This window comes from Aurantiacibacter hainanensis, assembly GCF_036321025.1.
Lineage (GTDB): Bacteria > Pseudomonadota > Alphaproteobacteria > Sphingomonadales > Sphingomonadaceae > Alteraurantiacibacter > Alteraurantiacibacter hainanensis.
Genome location: NZ_JAZAPB010000001.1, coordinates 1,423,753 through 1,446,790 on the forward strand (window position 1 = coordinate 1,423,753; position 23,038 = coordinate 1,446,790).

At 65.3% G+C, this 23,038-nt stretch carries 25 protein-coding genes; 16 read left to right on the forward strand and 9 right to left on the reverse strand.

Annotated features, from left to right (window positions below; genetic code table 11):
- Positions 1 to 29 precede the first annotated feature (29 nt).
- The 3 genes from AAA989_RS07175 to AAA989_RS07185 all read left to right on the forward strand — a co-directional run bounded on the left by AAA989_RS07175 (position 30) and on the right by AAA989_RS07185 (position 1,730).
- Positions 30 to 467 carry a disulfide bond formation protein B gene (locus tag AAA989_RS07175; RefSeq protein WP_338242093.1) on the forward strand — a complete coding sequence of 146 codons (438 nt, stop codon included), beginning with the start codon at positions 30 to 32 and terminating at the stop codon, positions 465 to 467.
- Entirely contained in the window at positions 464 to 982 is a 519-nt protein-coding gene (locus tag AAA989_RS07180) for a demethoxyubiquinone hydroxylase family protein (protein ID WP_338242094.1), read from the forward strand. The genes AAA989_RS07175 and AAA989_RS07180 overlap by 4 nt, the downstream gene beginning before the upstream one ends.
- A gap of 73 nt (positions 983 to 1,055) precedes the next feature.
- The gene (locus AAA989_RS07185) at positions 1,056 to 1,730 is read left to right on the forward strand and encodes a hypothetical protein (RefSeq protein ID WP_338242095.1); all 675 of its coding nucleotides are present in this window, start codon (positions 1,056 to 1,058) and stop codon (positions 1,728 to 1,730) included.
- Between the two features lie 88 nt (positions 1,731 to 1,818).
- Here AAA989_RS07185 and fabI read toward each other — a convergent pair whose 3' ends face one another.
- From fabI to AAA989_RS07200, 3 genes are all read right to left on the reverse strand, one after another.
- Positions 1,819 to 2,622 carry an enoyl-ACP reductase FabI gene (gene fabI / locus AAA989_RS07190; RefSeq protein WP_338242096.1) on the reverse strand — a complete coding sequence of 268 codons (804 nt, stop codon included), beginning with the start codon at positions 2,620 to 2,622 and terminating at the stop codon, positions 1,819 to 1,821.
- Positions 2,619 to 3,650: a YihY/virulence factor BrkB family protein gene (locus AAA989_RS07195; RefSeq protein WP_338242097.1), complete on the reverse strand. Its 1,032-nt coding sequence runs from the start codon at positions 3,648 to 3,650 to the stop codon at positions 2,619 to 2,621. The genes fabI and AAA989_RS07195 overlap by 4 nt, the downstream gene beginning before the upstream one ends.
- Positions 3,651 to 3,712: 62 nt before the next feature.
- A complete protein-coding gene (locus AAA989_RS07200; RefSeq protein WP_338242098.1) occupies positions 3,713 to 4,708 on the reverse strand; it encodes a DnaJ C-terminal domain-containing protein in 996 nt (331 codons plus the stop codon).
- An 81-nt stretch (positions 4,709 to 4,789) separates the two neighbouring features.
- Between AAA989_RS07200 and pdxH the strand changes: the two genes are divergently transcribed.
- From pdxH to AAA989_RS07215, 3 genes are read left to right on the forward strand one after another with little or no spacing between them, the layout of a single operon-like run.
- Entirely contained in the window at positions 4,790 to 5,401 is a 612-nt protein-coding gene (gene pdxH / locus AAA989_RS07205) for a pyridoxamine 5'-phosphate oxidase (RefSeq protein WP_338242099.1), read from the forward strand.
- Complete coding sequence (locus tag AAA989_RS07210) at positions 5,398 to 6,333, forward strand: cation diffusion facilitator family transporter (RefSeq protein ID WP_338242100.1); 936 nt, start codon at positions 5,398 to 5,400, stop codon at positions 6,331 to 6,333. The genes pdxH and AAA989_RS07210 overlap by 4 nt, the downstream gene beginning before the upstream one ends.
- Positions 6,330 to 7,136, forward strand: a complete 807-nt coding sequence (locus AAA989_RS07215) for a PhzF family phenazine biosynthesis protein (RefSeq protein ID WP_338242101.1) — start codon at positions 6,330 to 6,332, stop codon at positions 7,134 to 7,136. Before AAA989_RS07210 ends, AAA989_RS07215 begins: the two co-directional genes overlap by 4 nt.
- Here the strand turns inward: AAA989_RS07215 and AAA989_RS07220 are convergent.
- The gene (locus tag AAA989_RS07220) at positions 7,121 to 8,224 is read right to left on the reverse strand and encodes a serine hydrolase domain-containing protein (protein ID WP_338242103.1); all 1,104 of its coding nucleotides are present in this window, start codon (positions 8,222 to 8,224) and stop codon (positions 7,121 to 7,123) included. The genes AAA989_RS07215 and AAA989_RS07220 overlap by 16 nt on opposite strands.
- An 83-nt stretch (positions 8,225 to 8,307) precedes the next feature.
- Here AAA989_RS07220 and AAA989_RS07225 point away from each other — a divergent pair, with 83 nt between their 5' ends.
- Positions 8,308 to 8,655 (forward strand): hypothetical protein, encoded by a 348-nt coding sequence (locus AAA989_RS07225; protein ID WP_338242104.1) that lies wholly within the window; start codon positions 8,308 to 8,310, stop codon positions 8,653 to 8,655.
- Here AAA989_RS07225 and mnmA read toward each other — a convergent pair.
- Entirely contained in the window at positions 8,652 to 9,803 is a 1,152-nt protein-coding gene (mnmA, locus tag AAA989_RS07230; RefSeq protein WP_338242106.1) for a tRNA 2-thiouridine(34) synthase MnmA, read from the reverse strand. The genes AAA989_RS07225 and mnmA overlap by 4 nt on opposite strands.
- 116 nt (positions 9,804 to 9,919) lie before the next feature.
- Between mnmA and AAA989_RS07235 the strand changes: the two genes are divergently transcribed.
- From AAA989_RS07235 to AAA989_RS07265, 7 genes are all read left to right on the forward strand, one after another.
- On the forward strand, positions 9,920 to 10,258 hold the full coding sequence (locus AAA989_RS07235) for a hypothetical protein (RefSeq protein ID WP_338242108.1): 339 nt from the start codon (positions 9,920 to 9,922) through the stop codon (positions 10,256 to 10,258).
- Entirely contained in the window at positions 10,255 to 10,554 is a 300-nt protein-coding gene (sciP, locus tag AAA989_RS07240) for a CtrA inhibitor SciP (protein ID WP_120076290.1), read from the forward strand. The genes AAA989_RS07235 and sciP overlap by 4 nt, the downstream gene beginning before the upstream one ends.
- A gap of 122 nt (positions 10,555 to 10,676) precedes the next feature.
- Positions 10,677 to 10,940 (forward strand): GlsB/YeaQ/YmgE family stress response membrane protein, encoded by a 264-nt coding sequence (locus AAA989_RS07245; protein ID WP_338242109.1) that lies wholly within the window; start codon positions 10,677 to 10,679, stop codon positions 10,938 to 10,940.
- A gap of 237 nt (positions 10,941 to 11,177) precedes the next feature.
- On the forward strand, positions 11,178 to 12,371 hold the full coding sequence (locus tag AAA989_RS07250) for an efflux RND transporter periplasmic adaptor subunit (protein WP_338242110.1): 1,194 nt from the start codon (positions 11,178 to 11,180) through the stop codon (positions 12,369 to 12,371).
- 10 nt (positions 12,372 to 12,381) lie between these two features.
- Positions 12,382 to 15,828, forward strand: a complete 3,447-nt coding sequence (locus AAA989_RS07255; RefSeq protein ID WP_338242111.1) for an efflux RND transporter permease subunit — start codon at positions 12,382 to 12,384, stop codon at positions 15,826 to 15,828.
- A gap of 13 nt (positions 15,829 to 15,841) precedes the next feature.
- Complete coding sequence (locus AAA989_RS07260) at positions 15,842 to 17,092, forward strand: DUF445 domain-containing protein (protein WP_338242113.1); 1,251 nt, start codon at positions 15,842 to 15,844, stop codon at positions 17,090 to 17,092.
- Positions 17,092 to 17,649 (forward strand): GNAT family N-acetyltransferase, encoded by a 558-nt coding sequence (locus AAA989_RS07265; RefSeq protein WP_338242114.1) that lies wholly within the window; start codon positions 17,092 to 17,094, stop codon positions 17,647 to 17,649. The genes AAA989_RS07260 and AAA989_RS07265 overlap by 1 nt, the downstream gene beginning before the upstream one ends.
- A 1-nt stretch (position 17,650) precedes the next feature.
- Here AAA989_RS07265 and AAA989_RS07270 read toward each other — a convergent pair whose 3' ends face one another.
- The 3 genes from AAA989_RS07270 to AAA989_RS07280 all read right to left on the reverse strand — a co-directional run bounded on the left by AAA989_RS07270 (position 17,651) and on the right by AAA989_RS07280 (position 20,348).
- Entirely contained in the window at positions 17,651 to 18,601 is a 951-nt protein-coding gene (locus tag AAA989_RS07270) for a hypothetical protein (protein ID WP_338242115.1), read from the reverse strand.
- Between the two features lie 74 nt (positions 18,602 to 18,675).
- Positions 18,676 to 19,602: an electron transfer flavoprotein subunit alpha/FixB family protein gene (locus tag AAA989_RS07275; RefSeq protein WP_338242116.1), complete on the reverse strand. Its 927-nt coding sequence runs from the start codon at positions 19,600 to 19,602 to the stop codon at positions 18,676 to 18,678.
- Positions 19,602 to 20,348, reverse strand: coding sequence for an electron transfer flavoprotein subunit beta/FixA family protein (locus AAA989_RS07280; protein WP_338242117.1), 747 nt, complete (start codon positions 20,346 to 20,348; stop codon positions 19,602 to 19,604). Before AAA989_RS07280 ends, AAA989_RS07275 begins: the two co-directional genes overlap by 1 nt.
- A 142-nt stretch (positions 20,349 to 20,490) precedes the next feature.
- Between AAA989_RS07280 and AAA989_RS07285 the strand changes: the two genes are divergently transcribed.
- Together AAA989_RS07285 and AAA989_RS07290 are read left to right on the forward strand one after the other, a co-directional pair.
- Positions 20,491 to 20,994 carry a DUF6265 family protein gene (locus tag AAA989_RS07285; RefSeq protein ID WP_338242118.1) on the forward strand — a complete coding sequence of 168 codons (504 nt, stop codon included), beginning with the start codon at positions 20,491 to 20,493 and terminating at the stop codon, positions 20,992 to 20,994.
- A gap of 50 nt (positions 20,995 to 21,044) precedes the next feature.
- The gene (locus AAA989_RS07290) at positions 21,045 to 21,785 is read left to right on the forward strand and encodes an exopolysaccharide biosynthesis protein (RefSeq protein WP_338242119.1); all 741 of its coding nucleotides are present in this window, start codon (positions 21,045 to 21,047) and stop codon (positions 21,783 to 21,785) included.
- 18 nt (positions 21,786 to 21,803) lie between these two features.
- On the opposite strand, the gene sucC is transcribed toward AAA989_RS07290, so the two are convergent.
- Positions 21,804 to 23,003, reverse strand: coding sequence for an ADP-forming succinate--CoA ligase subunit beta (gene sucC, locus AAA989_RS07295; RefSeq protein WP_338242120.1), 1,200 nt, complete (start codon positions 23,001 to 23,003; stop codon positions 21,804 to 21,806).
- Positions 23,004 to 23,038: the final 35 nt, after the last annotated feature.

Consider the following 23,038-nt stretch of genomic DNA (forward strand, 5'->3'; position numbering starts at 1 on the left):
GGAAGCGATTGATGAATCGCACCCTTCCCATGTCCGACCGTTTGGCACAGCGCCTTGCGCTGGCCATTCCCGCAGTGCTGCTTGCCGGCGCCTATATCTCCGAATACGGCTTCGGCCTGTTTCCGTGCGAGCTGTGCTGGTGGCAGCGCTACCCGCATTTCGCGGCGGTCGGCCTTGCGCTCCTGTCTACCGTCGCCGGTCCGAAACGGCTCTGGATCGGATTGGCTGGGCTGGCAATTGCGGTATCGGGCCTGATCGGGGTCTTTCATGCGGGCGTGGAGTACGGCTGGTGGGAAAGCCCGCTGGGCTGCACCGTCAGCGACCCCTTCTCGCTGGATTTCGTCCGCTGCGACGAGGCGGCATGGACATTCCTGGGCATCTCGCTGGCTGGCTGGAACGCGCTGCTTTCCATCGGCGGCGCAATCGCCATATGGGTATTGCTGCTGGCCAAGGAGAAGACCGCATGACCAAGGACCGTTCCGTGATGATCCGCGTCGATCAGGCGGGCGAGTTCGGTGCCACCCGCATCTATGCCGGGCAACTGGCGGTGATGGGTGATCGCGGTCCTCATTCGGCGGAAATTCGCGGCATGGCCGAGCAGGAAGCAGGCCACCGCGCGGAATTCGATGCACTGCTGGCCAAGCGCGGCGTTCGCCCCACCGCGCTGCAGCCGTTCTGGAACGTTGCGGGCTACGCCCTTGGCGTCGGCACCGCCCTGCTGGGGCCCGAAGCCGCCATGGCGTGCACCGCGGCGGTCGAGACCGAGATCGACAAGCACTATTCCCGCCAGCTGGACGAGCTGGAGCGCGACGGCGACGACCCCGAGCTTGCCGACATGATCCACCGCTTCCGCGAGGACGAGCGCGAGCATCGCGACGCGGCGCTGGCGTCGGGCGCGGAAAAGGCGCCGGGCTATCCGCTGCTGTCGGCAGCGATCCGGCTGGGATGCAAGGCCGCCATCCGCATTTCCGAGAAGATCTGAAACATTGCCTCTTCATCATGCGTTCAACACCGTGCGCGCCAAATGCGCGAGACACGAAATACGAGGTTCCACGATGCATCGCCTGCTTGCCCTGACTGCCACTGCCGCCATTGCTGCCGGCCTGGCCGCAACCCCCGCCGCCGCTCAGGACGACGCTGGCGATCGTGTGAACCAGGTCATCATCTTCGGCGATGACGAGTGCCCCGAGAGTTCCGGCGATACGATCACCGTCTGCGCCCGGCTGGACGAGAGCGAACGCTATCGCATCCCGCCGCGCCTGCGCAGCAGCGATTCGCCCGAGAACGAGAGCTGGACGCAGCGCGCGCTGGCTCTGGAAGCCGTCGGCGACTTTGGTCCGCTGAGCTGTACGCCCGTGGGCGCCGGGGGCGACCTTGGCTGCACGATGGAAATGATCGAGGCCGCATACGCGGAGCGTGCAAGCTCCAGCGACGTGCGCTTTGCCGAACTGATCGCCGAGGAGCGCGCCGAACGCCTTGCCACGATCGATGCCGAAGCCGCCGCCACGCAGACGCGGGTCGAGGAACTGGAAGAAGCCGAGTTCGAACGTCGCCGTCAGGCCCAGAGCGTACCGATTCCGGGTGAGGAGGTGGATCCCTCCGCGCCGCCCGCTACCGTCGTCGATCCCGAACGGATCCCGCCGCGCGACCTTCCGCCGCCCAGCTTCGACGATGACGACGGACCGGTGCCACTGGATGCCGCGCCGCCCCCGGCGGAACCCGGCGCCTAGGCTGAGGCCGCTCGGACTGATGGGAGCCGCTGCACTACGGCGGCGGCGGCCCCGCAGTTAAAAAGCCTGCTAAGACCCCCGGCGCAGCCTAGGTGAGCGCGATATCGGGCGCGTCTTCCTGCTTCATGCCCACCACGTGATAACCCGCATCGACGTGATGGGTCTCACCCGTCACGCCCGACGAGAGGTCCGAGCAGAAGTAGAGCCCGGCACCGCCCACGTCCTCGATGGTGACGTTGCGGCGAAGCGGGGCGTTCAACTCGTTCCACTTCAGGATGTAGCGGAAATCGCCGATCCCGCTTGCCGCCAGCGTCTTGATCGGCCCGGCGCTGATCGCGTTGACGCGGATGTTTTCCGGCCCAAGATCGTTCGCGAGGTACTGCACGCTGGTTTCCAGCGCGGCCTTGGCCACGCCCATCACGTTGTAGTGGGGCACCACCTTCTCGGCGCCATAGTAGGTGAGGGTCACGATGCTGCCGCCATCCCTCATCAGCGGGCGCGCGCGCTTTGCCGCGGCCACCAGCGAGTAGGCGGAAATGTTCATCGTCATCAGGAAGTTGTCGAGACTGGTATCGACGTATTTCCCGCGCAGTTCGTTCTTGTCGGAAAAGCCGATGGCGTGAACCAGGAAGTCGAGCTTCCCCCAGCGCTGCTCGATTTCCGCGAAGGCCTTGTCCATCGCGTCCATGTCGGAAACGTCGCATTCGATCAGGAAGTCGCTGCCCACCTGCTCGGCGAGCGGACCGACACGCTTCTTCAGCGCCTCGCCCTGGTAGGAGAAGGCCATTTCCGCGTCCGCTTCGTGCAGTTTCCTGGCAATCCCCCAGGCCAGCGACTTGTCGTTGGCGAGGCCCATGATCAGGCCCTTCTTGCCTGCCATCAATCCGGTCATGCGACGGTTTCCTCCGTATTCTGCGTATCCCCGTCATCGTCGGGGTTTTCCTGCCGCTTGCGTTCGCGCTCTTCCTCCGGCGTTTCCGCAAGGGCGGCGTTCAGTTCGACGCCCGCCACCATCCCTAAGCCCACCAGCCAGAAAAAGAAAAGCGCGATCATGACGCCGGCCAGCGATCCGTAGGTCAGGTTGTAGGAAAACACGCTGCGGAGCACCGGCGGCAAGGCGATCGTCACCGCGATCCACCAGCCGGTGACCAGCAAGGCGCCCGGCCACTTGGGGTAGCGCCGGTGGCGATAGCTGTGCGGGGTCAGGGCATAGAACAGCAGGTAGATCGATCCGAACAGGCCGATGGCCGGCACGATCCGCGACCAGGCCAGGCGTCCCAGCGCCTGGGTCAGATCGGGGAAATATGCGGAGATCACCTCCTGCGCCGTACCGATCATCACCTGCGCCAGCAGCGATGTCATCAGCATCAGCACCGCGACGATGATGATGCCGGTGGAGAACAGGCGGTATTTCCAGAACGCGTGTGTCGGACGGGTGCCGTAGGCGCGCCGCAGGATGTCGCGGATGGTTTCCACCAGGCTGCCCACGGTCCACAGGCCGAAAAGACCTCCGACCCACAGCAGCCAGCCGCTGCGCGCCTCCACCACGTTGCGCGCAACGGGGCCGATCACCTCGCCCACCACGGGCGGAAGGGCGGTGAGGATGGCGTTGATGGTAGCTGCGCGCTCCCCCTCCTCGCCGATGGCGGAGAAGATCGCGGCGGCAGTGATGAAGAACGGGAAGATGGCCAGAACCGACATGTAGGCGAGGTTGCCCGCATGGATCAGGCCGTCGTTGAAGCAGCCGACCACCACGCGCTTCGTGACTTCCCAGGCCCTGTCCCCGATACCCAGCGAACCGCGCCACTGGGCCAGCTTTCCCCGTTGCTCGACCGCCGCCTGGCGGCGCGCCTCCGGGGAAAAGTTGCGCTTCGGCGGACCCGGTGCTCGGTCCTTGTCTCTGATGCCGGGAGGGGCCATTGCGGAGTGTATCTAACACTATGGCGGGCCGTGTCGAGCGGCGGCGGGTCAAGCTGCTGGAATTACAGCCCCATATGTTCGCGCGGATTGCCGGCGTCCTTCCACCCTTTCAGCTTCTTGGCGAGTTCCTCGGTATCGTCGGGCAACTGGATTTCCAGGGTCACCAGCTGGTCGCCGCGCGTCCCGCCCTTCTTGCTGAAACCCTTGCCCTTGAGGCGAAGGACCTTGCCCGAGCTGGAGCCGGCGCCGACCGTGAGCATGACCGGTCCATCGACCGTGGGCACTTTGACTTTCGCGCCGTTCACGGCCTCGTCGAGCGTGATCGGCAGGTCCACCCGCACGTCGTCGCCCTCGCGATAGAAGAATGGGTGGGGCTGCACGTTCACCACCACGATACCGTCGCCATTGCCCCCGGGCCCCTGGCGGCCCTTGCCCTTGAGGCGCATGGTGGTGCCGTCCTCCACGCCCTCGGGAAGCGAAAGATCGATCGTCTTGCCGTCGGACAGCGTGATGCGCTGCTTGGCTCGCGTCGCCGCATCGACGAAGGAGACTGCCAGCTTGTAGCGAATATCCGCGCCTTTCTGCGGCGGAGGTGGAGGCGGACGTCGGAAACCCTGCTGGCCGCCCATGCCGCCACCCATGTTGGGGTTCATTCCGGCGCCCCGCGCGCCGCGCGCGCCATTGCGACCGAAGAGGCCTTCGAACAGGTCGCCGAGGTCCATCTCGTCGCCGCCACCGAAACCCTGGAAATCGCGCGAGGAATGGCTGCCGCCGGCACCGGGGCGACCGCCTCCGAACCCGCCGCCGAACCCCCCGTGACCGAAGGGGCTGGTGGGATTGCCATCGCCATCGATCTCGCCGCGATCGAAACGGGCGCGCTTGTCCTTGTCGGACAGCAGGTCGTAGGCCTGCGTCACCCTCCCGAAGCGATCGGCGGCCTGCGGGTTGTCCTTGTTGCGGTCCGGATGCAGCTCTTTCGCGAGCTTGCGATAGGCGGACTTGATGTCCTTCTCGCTCGCGCTGCGGCTAATACCGAGGGTGGAATAGGGATCGGCCATGGTGTGTTAGCTAGGTAAGGCAATGATATTTGGCAAGCAGGGCCTTTCAACCGGCCCTAACCGGGACTAATCCCTGCTTCCATGACTGCCGATGCCAATGCCATTCCCGTGGACGATCCCTTCGCCCTGTTCGAGGCGTGGTTTGCCGAGGCGAAGGCGAGCGAACCCAATGATCCCAACGCCATGGCGCTGGCCACGGCAACACCCGACGGAGCGCCATCGGTGCGCATGGTGCTGCTCAAGGGCCACGATGCACGGGGCTTCGTCTTCTATACCAATGCCGGGAGCCGCAAGGGCGGCGAGATCCTGGCGAACCCGCAGGCGGCCCTGCTGTTTCACTGGAAGAGCCTGCGCCGCCAGATTCGCATCGAGGGTCCGCTGGCCGAAGTGACCCAGCAGGAAGCCGATGACTATTTCCATTCCCGGCCTTTCGTCAGCCAGGTCGGCTCCGCCGCCAGCGACCAGTCCCGCCCGCTGGACCGGCGCGCCACCTACGAGGCGCGTGTCGCCGAGCTGCGCGCGGCTTACGAGGACGAGGGCGAAGTGCCGCGCCCATCCCACTGGACGGGCTTTCGCCTTTCCCCCGGCGCGATGGAATTCTGGCTCGACAGGCCCAACCGCCTGCACGAGCGCCGCCGGTTCGTCCGCTCCGGAGAGGGTGACGACTGGTCCAGCACCCTGCTCTATCCGTGAGTCAGGAGCGGGCCTCCCTTACCCGCAGTGCGGCCCTTGCCTCGATGGGCACCGCGCTGTTCCTCGGCGCGCTGAAGCTGTGGGCCGTGTGGCAGACCAGCTCCACCGCCATGCTGGGCAGCCTCGCCGATACCGCGCTCGATTTCGTGGCGAGCATGGCTACCCTCGTGGGCGTCTGGGTTGCAGCGCAGCCTGCCGACGAGGATCACCGGTTCGGCCATGGCAAGGCGGAATCGCTGGCGGCGATGTTCCAGATCATCCTGATCGTGCTTTCCGCCAGCGCTATCGGCTTTCGGGCCATCCAGCGCCTGATCGAGGGCGGGGAAACCCGGGCCGCAGAGCAGGGCATCATCGTTTCCGTGATCGCCATCGCGGCGACCTTCGCTCTCATCGCCTGGCAACGCTACGTGATCCGCCGCACCGGTTCGGTCGCCATACGAACCGATTCCGTGCACTACCAGTCGGACCTGTTCCTGAATCTGGCCGTGATCGCGGCGCTTGTGCTCGACCAGTACCTGGGCTTCGCGCGGGCCGATCCATTGTTCGGCCTGGCAATCGCCGGATGGCTGCTGTGGAACGCCTGGCAGTCCTCGATGGAAGCGATCGACCACCTGATGGATCGCGAGTGGCCGGAGGAAAAGCGCCGCGCCTTCGTGGAGGCGGCCGCCGATCACCCTGAGCTTTCCAACCTGCACGACCTGCGCACGCGCACCAGCGGGCATCACGATTTCGCGCAGTTCCACGTCGACCTGCCCGGCCGCATGACGGTGGAGGAGGCGCACGCCATCATCGACCGCGTCGAGGAAGACCTCTGCCGCCGCTTTCCCGGCCTCGAACTGCTGATCCACATCGATCCCGTGGGCCACGTGGACGAACCCGGCAATTCGCTCGTCGAGACCAATGAATTCGCGCAACTGAAGGATGACGAATGAGCCGCAGATCAATTCCGTACTGGCACGTCGATGCCTTTGCCTCGAAGCCGTTCAGCGGCAACCAGGCGGCAGTGGTGATCGTCGACAAGTGGCCCGACGATGCGACCATGAGGGCCATCGCCGAGGAAAACATGTTCGCCGAGACGGCTTTTCTCGTCGAAACCCGTGAGGGGGATGCGGACTATGCCCTGCGCTGGTTCACGCCCACGGTCGAAGTGGCCCTGTGCGGCCATGCCACGCTGGGATCGGGCCACGTGATCCTGTCGCGGGCGGAGGGGCGCGAAGCGGTGACCTTCTCGACCCGCAAGGCCGGCATACTGGAGGTGCGCAGGGCCGCCGAAGGCTACGAACTGGCCTTGCCTGCAATCCCGACGACCAGAAGCGAGTACCCCGAGGCTGCCGACCTGCTTGGGGCCGAGCCGCTGGAAACCTGGCGCAACGAGGATGGCTACAACATCTTCCTGTTCGCGGACGCCGCCGCGATCCGTGCGCTTGACCCCGATCTGCGCGGACTGGCCAAGCTGGGCGAGGACCAGTTCATCTGCACGGCACCCGGCAAGGAAACCGACGTGATCAGCCGCAATTTCGTGCCCGGCGGAGGCGTCGATGAAGACAGCTTCACCGGCTCGGCCCACGCCGTTCTGACGCCTTTCTGGACCGAGCGTCTGGGACGCGAGAGCTTCACCGCATTCCAGGCCTCGCAGCGCGGCGGCCATGCCGTGTGCCGCCTCGAGGGCGACCGCGCGGTCCTTGCGGGCGACTGCGTGACGGTGGTGGAGGGGCGGTTCTACCTGGAAGGGTAGAGCGCCACGATATCCTGCAATTCGTCCACCAGCCGGTCGCGCGAATCCCCGTCGGTCTGGCCGAGGCGCACCACGGTCAGCCGCCGGTCGGGTGACACGATCACGTACTGGCCGAGGTGTCCGATGGCGGCGAAGAGGTCTTCGCCCAGCGCGCCATCGAACAGGACATCGCGATCGCCGCCCGATGGATGGTTCAGCCACAGCTGCGCGCCATAGTCGGGCGAGGCCGGGCTGGAGCGGCGCATGAACTCGATCCAGCCGCGCGGCACGATCTGGGCACCGGCGACGGAGCCGTAGTTGCGCAGGAATTCGCCGAACCGAGCCCAGTCGCGCGCCGTTGCCCAGAAATTGCTGCCGCCCACCAGCGTACCGCTGGCATCGTATTCCCCCGTGAGCGAATCCATGCCCAGCGGAACGGCAAGGCGCGAATCGACGAATTCTGCCATCGCCTGCTGCCGCGCATCGGGTGCATCGCCCGAAGAAATCGTGTCCGTGGCGATATCGGACAGGATCAGCGTGCTGGCCGTCGAGTACCTGAACGTCGTGCCGGGTTCGTCTTCCAGCGTCTGCGCTTCGGCCCACCCCGCCATGTCGTCGCGCCCGTCGAGAAACAGCATCCGCGCCTCGTCCGAAGTATAGGCCGGCTCCTGCCCTTCGCGGTGGCGCAGGCCTGATCGCATCTGCAGCAGGTGACGCAGGGTAATCTCGCTGCGCGGATCGCCGGGGCGCTGCCACAGCGCGACGGGCGCGGGATCGTCCAGCGCAAGCCGGCCGTCGGCCACCATCATGCCCAGCAGCACGGCGGTGACGCTCTTCGACATGGACCATCCGGTAAAGCGGATATCCGGGCCGTAGCCCTCGCCATATCGCTCCGCCACGACCTCTCCGCCGTGGAGCACCAGCAGGGCACGGGTTTCGCCAATGTCCTCGGCGCTGAACAGATCGTCGACCTGGCGCGCCAGGCTTTCGCGCGGCACGCCGGGATCGTCCGAAACCGCTTCCAGCGCCTCTGGCGGCAGGGGCGGTTCGGGTGGCGGACCGTCCTGCGCACACGAAGCGAGCAGCATGAACGACAGGGCGAGCGCCAAGACACTTGGCGAGCGGGCAGGCGGGCGGCTAGGGGAGGCGTGGCGCGACATCGGCGCACCCCCTTTCCTGCAGGACTCCGCAAATGGCAACCGCAAATCAGGCTGTTAGCAAACGCCGTATCCCGTGGCTCAAACTGCTGGTCGCGCTGATCGCGATCGGCGGCGCGGTGACGTGGATCTACGGCGAGAGAATTGCAGGGTTTTCCCGGATCGGCACCGGCTATGCCGCCAAGAACGTGTGTTCCTGTCGCTATATAGGCGGGCGGGAGCCGGGCCAGTGCAAGGACGACCTGCTGGCCGGCATGGGTGCCATCTGGCTGAGCCAGGACGAGGCAAACCAGAGCGTTACGGCCAGCGTTCCGCTGGTGGAAAGCGCGACGGCAACCTATCGCGAGGGCTACGGCTGCGTGCTCGAGGAGTGGGAAGGCTAGGCCTTCGCGGTTTTCTCTATCCACCCGCCGCCGATTACGCGGTCTCCGGCATAGATCACGGCGGCCTGTCCCGGCGCAACGCCATACTCGGGCTGTTCGAAGGCGATAGTCACCGTGGCTCCATCGCCCAGTGATCCGCTCAAGGTGACGGGCACCGGCTTGGCCATGGAGCGCACCTTGGCGGTCAGGGGGCCTTCGGGCACCGGGCCGATGCGATTGGTTTCGATCACTTCAGCGGACCGAACGGCCAGCATCCGCCTGGGACCCACCAGCACTTTCGCCTCCTCGGCATCGAGGCCGACCACGTAGAGGGGCTCCGCCTGCCCCCCGATCTCCAGCCCCCGGCGCTGGCCGACGGTGTAGTGAATAATCCCGGGATGCCGGCCCAGCACCTCTCCGCTTTCCGCGTGGACGATCTCGCCGGCGCGGCCGCCTTCCGGGCGCATGGCCTTGACGATCTTCGCGTAGTCACCGTCGGGCACGAAGCAGATGTCCTGGCTGTCCGGCTTGTTGGCGACGCGCAGGCCGAATTCCTCGGCAATCGCGCGCACCTCCGTCTTCGGAAGCCCGCCCAGGGGAAAGCGCAGGAAATCCAGCTGCTCTTCCGTCGTGGCATAGAGGAAATAGGACTGGTCCCGCGCCGGATCGAGCGCGCGGTGCAATTCCGGCCCGTGCTCCCCCGCGACGCGGCGTACGTAATGGCCGGTGGCGAGACAATCGGCCCCCAGTTCTCTTGCCATGCGCAGCAGGTCCGTGAACTTCGGGCCCATGTTGCACCTGATGCACGGGATCGGCGTGCGCCCGGCGAGATATTCGTCGGCGAAGGTCTCGACCACGTCCTCGCGGAAGGCGCTTTCGTGATCGAAGACGTAGTGCGCGATCCCCAGCCGGTCGGCGACCATCCGGGCGTCGTGGATATCGTCTCCGGCGCAGCAGGCTCCCTTGCGCCCCGTGGCCGCGCCGTAATCGTACAGCTGCAGCGTTATGCCCATCACCTCGGCCCCGGTTCGCGCCGCAAGCGCCGCCACCACGGACGAGTCCACGCCGCCCGACATGGCCACGACGATACGGCACTCCGCAGCCGGGCGCGGCAGGTCGAAAAGCTCCTCGGCGTTAACCGAAAGGGGAAAGTCGGCGATGCTGGACATGACGCGAGCGCGCATACACCTCGCCGCCCGTAGGCAAAACCCCCAATGTCCCGACGAATATTCGGTTAAGGCGGGCTTTACCCGATCTTGACGCTTGCACGCTAATTGCAATCGACATGTTCGAAGGGAAACTGCCTCCTACGCACGACTCGCGCGATTCCGCGGCTGGCCGGCTGGTGGACGAAGACCTGTGCGAGATGAGCTGGGGCGATCTCGTGGCCCGGCTTTCCGCTGCGCGCGAACTGCGTGCCGAACTGGCAGAGAGCGACGAGGCCACGCTGGCCAGCTTCGACGCGGAGTCCGCCAGGCACATCGCTTCGCAGCACGAAACCTCTCGCCGCACGCATGACGAACCCGATGTTAACCATGACGGTTTAGGCAATGGCAAACGCCGGGCGGCAGAACGCAATTCACGCGCTGACCGCGAGACACCGGCCACCCGAGGAAATACATGATCGAGAACCAGAAAATCCGTCCGGCGCAGGTCATCGGCCCACTGGGAGAGCCGCTTACCATTGACGACCTGCCTTCGCCCAAGACGAAGCGCTGGGTCGTGCGGCGCAAGGCCGAGGTCGTGGCCGCGGTGAACGGTGGTCTGCTGACCATCGACGAGGTGCTGGAGCGCTATAATCTGACGCTCGAGGAATTCGCCGGCTGGCAGCGTGCGGTCGACCGTTCCGGCATGCAGGGCCTGCGCGTCACCCGTATCCAGCATTATCGCGACCTCTACGAACGCCAGCTGAAGTACTGACGGGACGCCCGCCAGCGGGCCTTCCAGGACATCCTCGCCGAAGATCGCCCGGAACGTCGCCGCATCGGCGGCGTTTTCTCTTTCGTATCCCCTCCATGGGGTGTCGAAGGAGGTAAAAGGTTATGGGTTGGATTATCGCAATTATCGTCGGCGGTATCATCGGCTGGATCGCCAGCATGATCATGAACCGCGATGCATCGATGGGCATCTTCTGGAATATCGTGGTCGGCCTGATCGGGTCGCTCATCGGACGCTGGATCGGTGCGCTGGTGGGGGTTGCTCCCACGCTGACCGAATTCAGCATTCCGGGTCTGCTGATGAGCCTGCTGGGCGCCATCGTCCTGCTGGCGATCGTCAACCTCGTGCAGCGCGGCAGGGTGCGCTGACCGGCTGAACGACAAAATATTACAATTCGCCGCAAAGGGGCGGAAAGCCAGTCTTTCCGCCCCTTTCGCTGTATGTGCGGGAACGTTTCATCGGAGACCATCGGGCCTTGGCAGATGGGCGCATTGCGCAGTGCACCAACAACAGTCTATGGCGCGCGGGCACGGCCAAAGGGGCCGGTCGCGCCCGTTTGCCGCCTATGGTAACGTGTGGCGTGCGCATAAAGAGGCATGGTGCCGATGAACTACGAAACCCGAGTCGACCCCTCGGACACCGAGGATCGCGTCCCGCTGGATAGCGAAGACGAGGCCGACGCGGCCACCCAGCGCCGCAAGAAGATGTGGATTGTCCTGGCGATCGTGATCGGCGGCGCGCTGATCGCGGCCCTTATGCTGTCGGGTGGTGAGGAAGAAACCCCGTTTGCGCCTTCCGAGGAAGCAAGCACGCCTGCGGTCACCGTGCTGGCACCCGGTGCAGGCACGCTGCAGGGCACCATCAATGCAACCGGCACGCTGGCTGCACGCCGCGAAATGCCGGTCGGTGTCGTCGGCGAAGGTGGCCGGGTCGTCTCGGTGCCGGTCGAAGCGGGCGACTGGGTACGCGCAGGCCAGGTGCTCGCCGTGATCGATCGTTCGGTGCAGAACCAGCAGGAAAGCGCTCAGGCAGCGCAGATCGAGGTCGCCGAGGCGGATGCAGACCTGGCCCGGGCCAATCTCGACCGTGCGTTGCAGCTGGTGGAGCGAGGTTTCATCAGCCAGGCCGACATCGATCGTCTCACCGCCACGCGCGATGCCGCAGTGGCGCGCGTCCAAGTGGCCCGCGCACAGCTTGGCGAGCGTCGCGCTCGCAATGCCCAGCTCAATATCGTGGCCCCGGCCGCAGGCCTCGTGCTCACGCGTGAAGTGGAGCCGGGCCAGGTCGTCGGCCCGGGCGCGGGCGCGCTCTTCACCATTGCTCGCGGCGGCGAGATGGAGCTGCTGGCACGCATCGGCGAAGTCGAGCTCGATTCGGTTTCGGTCGGCGCTGTCGGCACTGTCACGCCCGTCGGCTCCGACGAGCAGTTCGAGTGCACCGTGTGGCAGAAATCGCCCGTCATCGACGAGCAGACGCGCCAGGGCACGGCCCGCTGCGCGATGGGTTACGATCCCGCGCTGCGTCCGGGCGGCTTTGCCAGCATCGCGCTGGCGAGCGAGACCGTGGTTGCCCCGCGTTTGCCCGAGAGCGCCATCCTGTCGGACGATCGCGGCAGCTACGTCTATATCGTCGACGAGAACAACACCGTCGTGCGACGCCCGGTGGAAATCGGCATGATCAGCGACGAAGGTATCGCCGTGGCTTCGGGCCTCACCGGCAATGAACGCGTCGTGCTTCGCGCCGGTGGCTTCCTGACCGAGGGTGATGAAGTGCGCCCTGTAACCCAATCGGCACAATAGGGCGCCGCAAATGAACCTGAACCAGATTTCCGCCTGGTCGATCCGCAATCCGATCGTTCCTATCCTGGCCTTCATCGGGCTGATGATGGCGGGCATCTTCGCGTTTCAGGACATGGACGTGCAGGACCAGCCGGACATCGAATTCCCGGTGGTCATCATTTCCATCTCGCAGCCCGGCGCCGCCCCGCCCGAGGTCGAGAACCAGATTACCCAGCGCGTGGAAGCGGCCGTGCAGACGCTCGACGGGGTGGAAACCATCCGCTCCACCGCCTCCGAGGGCAATTCGCAGACCGTCATCGAATTCGCCCTTGGCACCGACATTGCCGAGGCGACCAACGAGGTCAAAAGCGAGATCGACAACATCCGCGGCGAATTGCCCGACGGCATCCTCGAACCGCGCGTGTTCAAACAGCAGACGAGTTCGCAGCCCATCGTCTCCTTCGGCGTTTCCGCCGACGACATGACCCTAGAACAGCTCAGCTGGTTCATCGACGACACGGTGACCAAGCGGCTGCTGACGGTAGAGGGCCTTGCCGAGGTGCGCCGCAGCGGCGGCGTGGACCGCGAAATTCTCGTCATCCTCGATCCCGGCCGGATGCAGTCTCTGGGCGTCACTGCCAGCCAGGTGAACAACGCCCTGCGCCAGCTGAACCTCAACGCGGCAGGCGGGCAGGCCGAGATCGCCGGTTCGCGCCAGTCGGTGCGCGTGCTCGGCAACGCCGAAGATGCCTACGAACTCTCGCAGACCCAGATTGCGCTGGGCGGCGGTCGGTCGATCAAGCTTTCCGACATCGCCCGCGTGCAGGACAGCTATGGCGAAATTCGCACCGTGGCGAAGGTGGACGGCAAGCAGGTCGTCACCTTCTCCATCACCCGCGCCCGCGGCGAGAGCGACGTGCGCGTCTACGACGATGCCGTTGAAGTGCTGGAGCAGGTGCAGGAAGAAAATCCGGGCGTGACCTTCACCCGCCTGTTCACCGAGGTCGATTACACCAAGGACCAGTACGAGAGTTCGATGGCGCTGCTGGTGGAAGGGGCGCTGCTGGCCGTGGTCGTGGTGTTCCTGTTCCTGCGCGACTGGCGTGCCACCATCATCGCCGCGCTGGCGATCCCGCTGTCGGCCATTCCGACCTTCTATTTCATGGACCTGCTGGGCTTCTCGCTCAACACGCTCTCGCTGCTCGCACTCGGACTGGTGGCAGGTGTCCTTGTCGACGATGCCATCGTGGAGATCGAGAACATCGTGCGCCACATGCGCATGGGCAAGAGCGCCTACCAGGCGTCCATCGACGCGGCGGACGAGATCGGACTGCCGGTGGTGGCAACCACCTTCTGTATCGTCGCCGTGTTCCTGCCCGTGGGCCTGATGCCGGGCATTTCCGGCCAGTTCTTCAAGAATTTCGGCCTGACGGTCGTGGTGTCCGTGCTGATGTCGCTGGCCGTGGCCCGCATGATAACGCCGATGGTCGCCGCCTACTTCCTGAAGGCGAAGGGCCAGGCGGCGCATGGCGAGGGTCCGATGATGGACCGCTACATGAAGGTCCTGCGCTGGTCGCTGGACACGAGGGCCTTTACCAGAATGCGCGAGCGCATCGGTCATGCCCCCACGCGCTGGTACTTCCACGTTGCCGCGCTGGTGACCGGATATTTCCTCCTGCTGGTCCTGCCGCAGCTGCTTGGTGGCGGCGAAGAGGCGGCGATGGCCGCACAGGCCGGCGCCGAGGCATCGGGCGGATTCGAGATCCCGGATCTCTCGACCATCCTGCTGATGGCCGTGCCCGCCTACATCGTCGGCGGTCTCGCAAACTTCGTGGTCGGCCTCATCGTCGGGCGCTTCAACGGTTACTCCACGCCTTTCACGCAGCGCGCACGCTTCCTGGGCGCCCGTTTCCTCGATCACCGCGTGTGGATGATGCTGATAGGCGTCGCCGCCCTGGGCCTGACGGTGGTGATTGCCAGCAGCGTGCCGCAGCAGTTCTTCCCCGACAACGACAGCGATTTCAGCCGCGTTTCCATTTCCATGGTGCCCGGCACGACGCTGGAGCAGACCGAAGCGGTGGTGGACCGGATCGCCGAGCGATTGAGCCAGGAGCAGGAAGTCGCGCTGGCGCTGGGTATCGCCAACGAAGGCTCGGGACGGATCAGCATGGTGCTGAGCGAGGACCGCGAGCGCACCAGCCTGGAATTCGAGCGCGAGCTGACGCCCGTGCTGCAGGACATTCCCGACGCACGCGTCAACTTCCAGAACAACCAGGGCGGCGGCGGCGGCACTGGCCGGGCGATCTCGATCATGCTTTCCGGCTCCGACCCCGATTTGCTGTTCGAGACGGCCAACACGCTGGTCGAGCAGATGGCCACGGTGCAGGGCGCCGTAGCCCCGCGCATCGACTACGACCTGCAGCGTCCCGAACTGATCATCGAGCCGCGCGAGGACCTCGCCGCCAGCCTCGGGGTCAGCACCTCCGCGCTGAGCCAGGCGATCCGTATCGCCACGCTGGGGGACATCGACCAGAACGCGGCGAAGTTCTCGCTGTCCGATCGCCAGATCCCGATCCGCGTGCGCCTCGCCGAAAACGACCGTCGCAGCCTTTCCGCGATCGAGAACCTGCCCGTCCCGACTGCTGCCGGCGGTTCGGTTCCCCTCAGCCGCGTGGCCGAAATCTCGCTGGGCATGGGGCCGACCTCGATCGAGCGCTACAACCAGAACCGCCGCGTGTTCGTGGGCGTGGATATCGCCCCCAATGTCGCGCGGGGCGACGTGCTCAACGGCATCAACAGCCTTCCGATCATGGAAAACCTGCCGACGGGCGTTTCCAATCAGCCGGTCGGTGCCGACGAATGGCAGGGCGAACTGATCGAGAGCTTCGTGGTCGCGGTTATCACCGGCCTGCTGCTGGTCTTTGCCGTGCTGGTACTGCTCTATCGCCGACTGGTTTCGCCGCTGGTGAACATGGGCTCGCTGTTTCTTGCGCCACTTGGCGGTTTCGTGGCCCTGGTCGTCGTCGGCCTCGTCAAGAACGGTCAGCCCGACCCGATATCGCTGCCGGTGTTCATCGGCATGCTGATGCTGCTGGGCATCGTGGCCAAGAACTCCATCCTGCTGATCGACTTCGCGATCGAGGAAATGGAGGCGGGCGCCAGCAAGTTGGCTGCCATCATCGAAGCCGGGCACAAGCGTGCGCAGCCCATCGTGATGACGACCGTCGCCATGACCGCGGGCATGGTGCCCACCGCGCTCTCGCTTACCGGCGACAGCGCCTGGCGCGCACCCATGGGCACGGTGGTGATCGGCGGCCTGCTGCTTTCCACCCTGCTGACCTTGCTGATCGTGCCTGCGGGCTTCAGCCTGGCCGACGGCCTGGAAAAGAAGCTGGGCCCGTGGCTGCGCGAACGCCTGCTGACCTACAAGCCGGGGGACGAGAACCCCGCCGGCCCCGAGGCGCAGCCTGCCGAGTAAGAGAAGCCTGACGATGCAGGGCGGCGCTCCCCTGCCGCCCGACCGTGCGCGCCGCATGCGCATCACCGCAACGCTGCTGCTGGTGGCGATGGCCGCCGTCTTCCTGCTCGCGCACAACATGCTCACGGTGCATCCGGCCTGGGGCTACGTCCACGCCTTTGCCGAAGCGGCGATGGTGGGCGGCCTGGCCGACTGGTTCGCGGTGACGGCGCTGTTCCGCCACCCGCTCGGCATTCCCATCCCGCACACCGCGATCATCCCGGAAAATAAGGATCGCATCGCCGATACGATGGCGCAGTTCCTGCGCTCGAATTTCCTCACGCCCGTGGTGGTGGCGCGGCGCATGCGCGACATGAACGTGGCGAAGGCGGCGGGTGACTTCCTGGTGAAGCGGGGCGACACGGCCGAGGGACGGCTGCGCGCAGGCGCGGCGCAGATGTTCGTGGAACTGCTAGAATCGCTCGATCCCGACAGGCTGGGACTGCAGGTCAAGGCGGGCCTCGCGCGGCAGGCGGAGAAGCTCGATGTCTCCCCCCTGCTGGGCCGCATGCTGGAAGCCGCGATCGCCGACGGACGGCACAAGCCCTTGATGGACGGGCTGATCCGCTGGGCGGGACTGACGCTGGAGGACAACGAGGAAATGGTGCGCACCATGGTGCAGGAGCGCGCCAACGCTGTCATTCGCTGGACGGGACTGGACGGCCGCCTGGCCAATTCCGTACTCGACGGTCTCTACCGGCTGCTGGCGGAAATCCTGGTCGATCCCAATCATCCGCTGCGCGGCAAGGTGCAGCAGGGGCTGGAAAAGCTGGCGCACGACTTGCAGCATGACCCCGAAACCCGCGCAAAGGTGGAGCGGATGAAGAACGAGCTGCTGGCCAATCCCGCCGTGGCGGACTGGTGGATGGGCGTGTGGGAACGGCTGCGCCGCTCGCTGATCGAGGCGATTCGCAATCCCGACAAGGCGATGGGCGGCGAAGTCGGCCATTCGCTGGCCGAACTGGGCGAGACGCTGCGGCAGGATCCGGCACTGCAATTGCAGGTGAACCGCTTTGCCCGGCGCACGCTGGTGGGCGTGGTCAATCGCTACGGCGAGCAGATCGTGGGATTGGTTTCGCACACCGTGAAGAGCTGGGATGCCAGCACCGTGACCGGGCGGATCGAGAATGCCGTCGGCCGCGACCTGCAATTCATCCGTATCAACGGGACGCTGGTGGGCGGGCTGGTGGGTGTGACCATCCACTTCCTGACGCAGGTCTTGTGATGCCACCGGTCAGTGGCGAGCCACCGCTGGAACCTCGCCTGCTGACGCCGCGGCTGGAACTGTGGATGCCGCAGGTGGAAGACCTGCAACCGCTGTACGAGATCGTTTCCGATGAGAACACGGCCCGCTTCCTGGGCGGGCAGGCGCCCATGCCCGACCACTTCATGCGTTTCACGCGCAACGCCGGGTCATGGCTTCTCTACGGCTATGGCATGTTCATGGTGCGAAGGCGCGGGGGCGACGGCTCCCTGCTGGGCAATTGCGGCATCTTCCACTCGCTGCGCGGGTTGGGAGAGGACTTCGACAATCGCCCCGAAGCGGGGTGGATCATTCGAAAAGACAGCATCGGCAAGGGCTACGCCGGGGAAGCAATGCGCGCCATTCTCGAATGGTGGGACAGCGCGTTCGCGGGCGAACTGGTATGCTTGATCGTGCTCGGCAATCACCCTTCTTTGAAGCTGGCGGAGAAGCTGGGCTTCCGCCCGATGCGCGAGGCCGAATTGCCGGACGGGTCGCAGGCCATGCTGCTGCGACGTCCACCGCAGGCTGGCGAATAGCCTAGCTGCCGAACGGGCGCACCAATCCGAAGATCGGGTCCACCATCCAGTAGCTGGCCATGGCCTCGCCATCGGCATCGAGGGCAGGCGTGAATTCGCCGTTCTCCATGATCTGGCTGCAGATGCGCCGGTTCGTTCGCTCCGACAGGGAGGGCCAGTGCACCTCGCACGCCGTGGGCTGTCCCTGGGCATCGACCATGACGCGGACGGGATTCGCCCCTCCGCCCAACAGGCGGAAGTCGCCGAAGCCTATCGTTCCCGTCGCAAGCCATTCCCAGGCATTGCCGACCGGGCTGGCACGGCGGGTCATGCTGCGATGCTTCTCGAAATCCAGGCCCCAGACGCGCAGCAGGTCATCGGTGCAGGCTTGCAGCGCCTCTATCGGCGCTTCCATGTTCCCCGTGTCCAGCTGGACCGGTTGGCGAAGCCCATCCACGATTGCGATGCCATCGATGCCGGCCGCGAATTCCCTTTCGGCCTGGCGGTCGTAAGGCGGCACGACAAAGGCGCCTGCGGGGGGAGGAGATGCAGGCGGAGCGGCGGCGGCCTGTGCTGCCGGGCGAGCAAAGGGATCCGGTCCGAAAATGACATTGCCGAGGTTGAAATAGGGCAGACCCTCGTCCGTCTCGGAGCGAAGGAACATCGCGCGCCGCTGAGTTCCATTGGGCATGTAGGAATAGCCCAGCGCCTCGGTGCCGCGGTAGGTGGTCAGGGGTTCGCCGATCAGGATCAGGCGAGCGAAATTTTCCGCCCGGTTGCGCTCCAGGGCGAAGCCGATCTCGTCGTCGCCATCGGTGAAGCTTGCGGCAAGGCGGCAATAGTCGTCGCCCGCGTCAAGCGTCCATGAATCCTGCATGGCAAAGATGCGTGGTTCCGCGTCCTGTGCGTAGGACGGGACTGCTGCCGCGCTTGCCATTGTCGCCACAGCCAGTGCCAGATTGCGAATGCCCATAACGAAAACTCCTCCCCGGCGGATATTTACCCGCCGGGGAGGAGCGCTTCAATGACTTTGTCCACAATGCCGGATCAGAGCTTTTCGGTCAGTTCCGGCACGGCGTTGTAGAGGTCTGCGACGAGGCCCAGGTCGGCGACCTGGAAGATCGGCGCATCGGGATCCTTGTTGATCGCGACGATCACCTTGGAATCCTTCATGCCGGCAAGGTGCTGGATCGCGCCGGAAATGCCGATGGCGATGTAGACCTCTGGGGCCACGATCTTGCCGGTCTGGCCGACCTGGTAGTCGTTGGGCACGTAGCCGGCATCCACCGCAGCGCGCGATGCACCGATGGCGGCACCCAGCTTGTCGGCCAGCGGCGTGATGTACTGCTCGAACGTCTCGGCGTCCTTCAGCGCCCGGCCGCCGGAAACGACGATGCCCGCGCTGGTGAGTTCGGGACGTTCGCTTTCCACCGCGTCCAGCTTCACGAACTGCGAAAGACCGGCATCGCCGGGTCCGCTCGCGGCTTCGACGTTGGCGCTACCACCCTCGGCCTCGGCCTTGTCGAAGGCGGTGGTGCGTACCGTGATGACGAGCTTGGGATCGCTCGATTCCACCGTGGCGATGGCGTTGCCGGCATAGATCGGCCGGGTGAAGGTCCTGGGCCCTTCGACCGAGATGATGTCGGACACCTGCATCACGTCGAGCAGTGCGGCGACGCGCGGCATCACGTTCTTGCCGGTCGTGGTAGCAGGAGCCAGCACGGCGTCGTAGCCGTCCATGAGCCCTGCGATCAGCGGCGCGACGTTTTCGGCCAGCATGTGGGCATAGGCATCGTCACCGGCGTGCAGCACTTTCGATACGCCCGCGATCTTCGCGGCCGCATCGGCCACTCCCTGGGAGCCCGCGACGAAGACATGCACGTCATCATCCAGCTTCTTTGCGGCGGTGACGGCGGAAAGGGTGGCATCGGCGATCGTGTCGCCATGCGGTTCTGCAATTACGAGGGCTGTCATTAGGCAACTCCCATGGACTTGAGCTTGGCGACCAGCGCGTCGACATCCTCGACGATCTCGCCTGCCTGGCGGACCGGAGGCTCGGACACGTTGGTGGTGGTCAGGCGCGGAGCCACGTCGACGCCGTAGTCAGCGGGCGTCTTGCTATCGAGCGGCTTCTTCTTCGCCTTCATGATGTTGGGCAGGGAAGCATAGCGCGGCTCGTTGAGGCGCAGGTCGGTGGTGACGATGGCTGGCAGCGTCAGCTTCACCGTTTCCAGGCCGCCGTCCACCTCGCGCGTGACGGATACGGACTCGCCGTCGATCTCCACCTTGCTGGCGAAAGTGCCCTGCGGGCGCCCCATCAGCGCGGCGAGCATCTGGCCGGTCTGGTTGCTGTCGTCGTCGATGGCCTGCTTGCCCAGCATCACGATGCCCGGCTCTTCCTCTTCGGCAATCGCCTTCAGGATCTTGGCGACGGCGAGCGGTTCGACCTGCTCGTCGGTCTCCACCAGGATCGCGCGGTCGGCACCCATGGCGAGGGCGGTGCGCAGCGTTTCCTGCGCCTTGGCCGGGCCGATGGACACGGCGACCACTTCTTCGGCCTTGCCCGCTTCCTTCAGCCTCAGGGCCTCCTCGACGGCGATCTCGTCGAACGGGTTCATGCTCATCTTCACGTTGGCCAGGTCCACGCCCGAACCATCGCTCTTCACGCGAGGCTTCACGTTGTAATCGATCACCCGCTTCACGGGCACGAGGATTTTCATTGTCTGTCCTCTCTTTCGGATTCGAATTTCTGCCGCTTATGTAAACAGCTTGACGTATACGTCAAGCAGAGGCCTAATTGCTTTACGCCCAACAGCACGCCGGGTAGCGTCTCCCTCCAACGAACGAAAGCGGACTTTGGCTATGCGTTTCTGGCTTGCGATTGCGACAATGCTGGTGGCGAGCCCGCTAGCTGCGCAAGAGACCCGCACGGCGCCTGCCGACCAGGCGCCTCCCCCCGCGACGATTGCCGACATGGACTGGCTGGTGGGTCAGTGGTCCGGCGAAGGGATCGGCGGCAATCCGGCGATGGAAAGCTGGCTGCCCGCGGTGGGCACCACCATGGTCGGCACCTTCGTGCAGGCCGACGCCGCGGGCGGGATCCAGTTCACCGAGCATCTCTACCTGATGGAGGAAGAAGGCACCGTCGTCCTGCGGCTGAAGCACTTCAACGGCGATCTTACCGGGTGGGAGGAGCGCGACGAGATGCTGACTTTCCGGCTGGTCGAGATGGATGAATGCGCCGCCTACTTCCGCGGCCTGACGCTGCGCTGTGACGGCGACGACGGCCTGCTGGCCGCGGTTCGCATGGGCCAGTCGGACGGGACCAGCAGCGAACTGATTTTCCGGTTCACGCGCACCGGTTGAGAAACCGCCTTCCTGTCGAGGCGTTCTGTAGCCAGCGGGAGAAAACCTGAATGGCCACGACGCCGCATAGCGTAGGCGATATCCTCGACTGTCTCGAGGAACTTGCCCAAGACAATGACGAGGTGTCGGTGGCCCAGGTGATGGGGGCATTCGGCACGCGCACCTTCGGCCCCGCGATCATGGTGCCGGCCTTGCTGGAAATAACGCCGGTGGGCGCGATACCGGGTGTGCCGACCTTCCTCGCGACAATCGTCATCCTCGTCGCGGCCCAGAAGATGCTGGGGCGCCGCGCCCTGTGGCTGCCCGGCATCATCGGTAATCGCTGCGTTTCGGCAGAGAAGCTGGAAATGTCCGCCGACAAGCTGCGTTCGCTCGCCCGCTTCATGGACCGGCACTTGCACCGGCGACTGAAATTGATGACCCGCGCGCCCTTCGCGCAGATCGCGGCGGGCATGGTCATCCTGCTGTGCCTGACTGTCCCGCTCCTCGAAGTGCTGCCCTTTGCCAGTAGCGTGCCCATGCTCGCCATCGCCGCCTTCGGCCTCGCGGTGCTGATGCGCGATGGCGTGCTGATGATCGCCGCGCTTGCGGCCAGCCTGCTCGCGCTGGGCCTGGGATTCGACTACTGGGACGGGGGCGTCAGCGATACCGAGGCCACCGACGGCGTGGTGGACGAGGAGACGATGGACTCCGTGAAGGAGCAGGCGAAAGATGCCGGCGATGCCGCCCGCGAGGCGGCCGAGAAGGCCGGCGAGCAGGCGCAAGAGGCGGTGACCGGCGAGAAGAAGTAGCCTCGCCGGTCAGAGCTCTCAGGCGGCTTCCTTCACCTGCGCCACGATCTTCTTGGCCGCATCGCCAAGGTCGTCGGCGGGGATGATCGGCAGGCCGGAATTGGCGAGGATATCCTTGCCCTTCTGCACGTTCGTGCCTTCCAGGCGCACCACCAGCGGCACGGAAAGGTTCACTTCCTTCGCTGCCGCGACGATGCCGTCGGCGATGATGTCGCACTTCATGATGCCGCCGAAGATGTTGACCAGAATGCCTTCCACCGCCGGATCCGACAGGATGATCTTGAAAGCGGCAGTCACCTTTTCCTTGTTGGCACCGCCGCCCACGTCGAGGAAGTTGGCCGGGAAGGCGCCGTTCAGCTTGATGATGTCCATCGTCGCCATGGCAAGGCCCGCGCCGTTCACCATGCAGCCGATGTTGCCGTCGAGCTTGATGTAGGCGAGATCGTGCTTCGAGGCCTCGACCTCCATCGGGTCTTCCTCGGTCTCGTCGCGCATCTCTTCCACGTCGGGGTGGCGATAGAGCGCGTTGGAATCGAAGCTCATCTTGGTATCCAGCACCAGCAGCTGGCCATCCTTGGTCTCGACCAGCGGGTTGATCTCCAGCATCGAGCAGTCGAGCGTGGTGAAGGCCTCGTAGAGCTTCTTCGAAAGCTTCTGGGCTTCCTTGGCGAGCTGGCCTTCCAGCTTCAGCGCGAAAGCCACGGCGCGGCCGTGGTGCGGCATGAAGCCGGTGGCCGGATCAATGGTGATCGTCGTGATCTTCTCGGGCGTCTCGTGCGCCACGTCCTCGATATCCATGCCGCCTTCGGTGGAAACGATCATGGCCACGCGGCTGGTCTCGCGATCCACGACCATCGACAGGTAGTATTCCTTGGCGATATCGACGCCGTCGGTGACGTAGAGACGGTTCACCTGCTTGCCCTCGTCACCCGTCTGCACGGTGACGAGCGTGTTGCCGAGCATGTCCTTCGCGTCCTTCTCGACATCCTCGATGCTGTTTGCCAGGCGCACGCCGCCCTTGGCGTCGGCGGGAAGTTCCGAGAACTTGCCCTTGCCACGGCCACCGGCGTGGATCTGCGCCTTCACCACGTAAAGCGGCCCGGGGAGCTTCTTCGCACCCTCGACGGCTTCCTCGGCAGTCATCGCCGGATAGCCGGTCGGCACGCCGATGCCGAATTTGGCGAGCAGTTCCTTGGCCTGGTATTCGTGGATGTTCATGGGCGGACCTTCATTTCCTTGAAACGGGGGAGTCG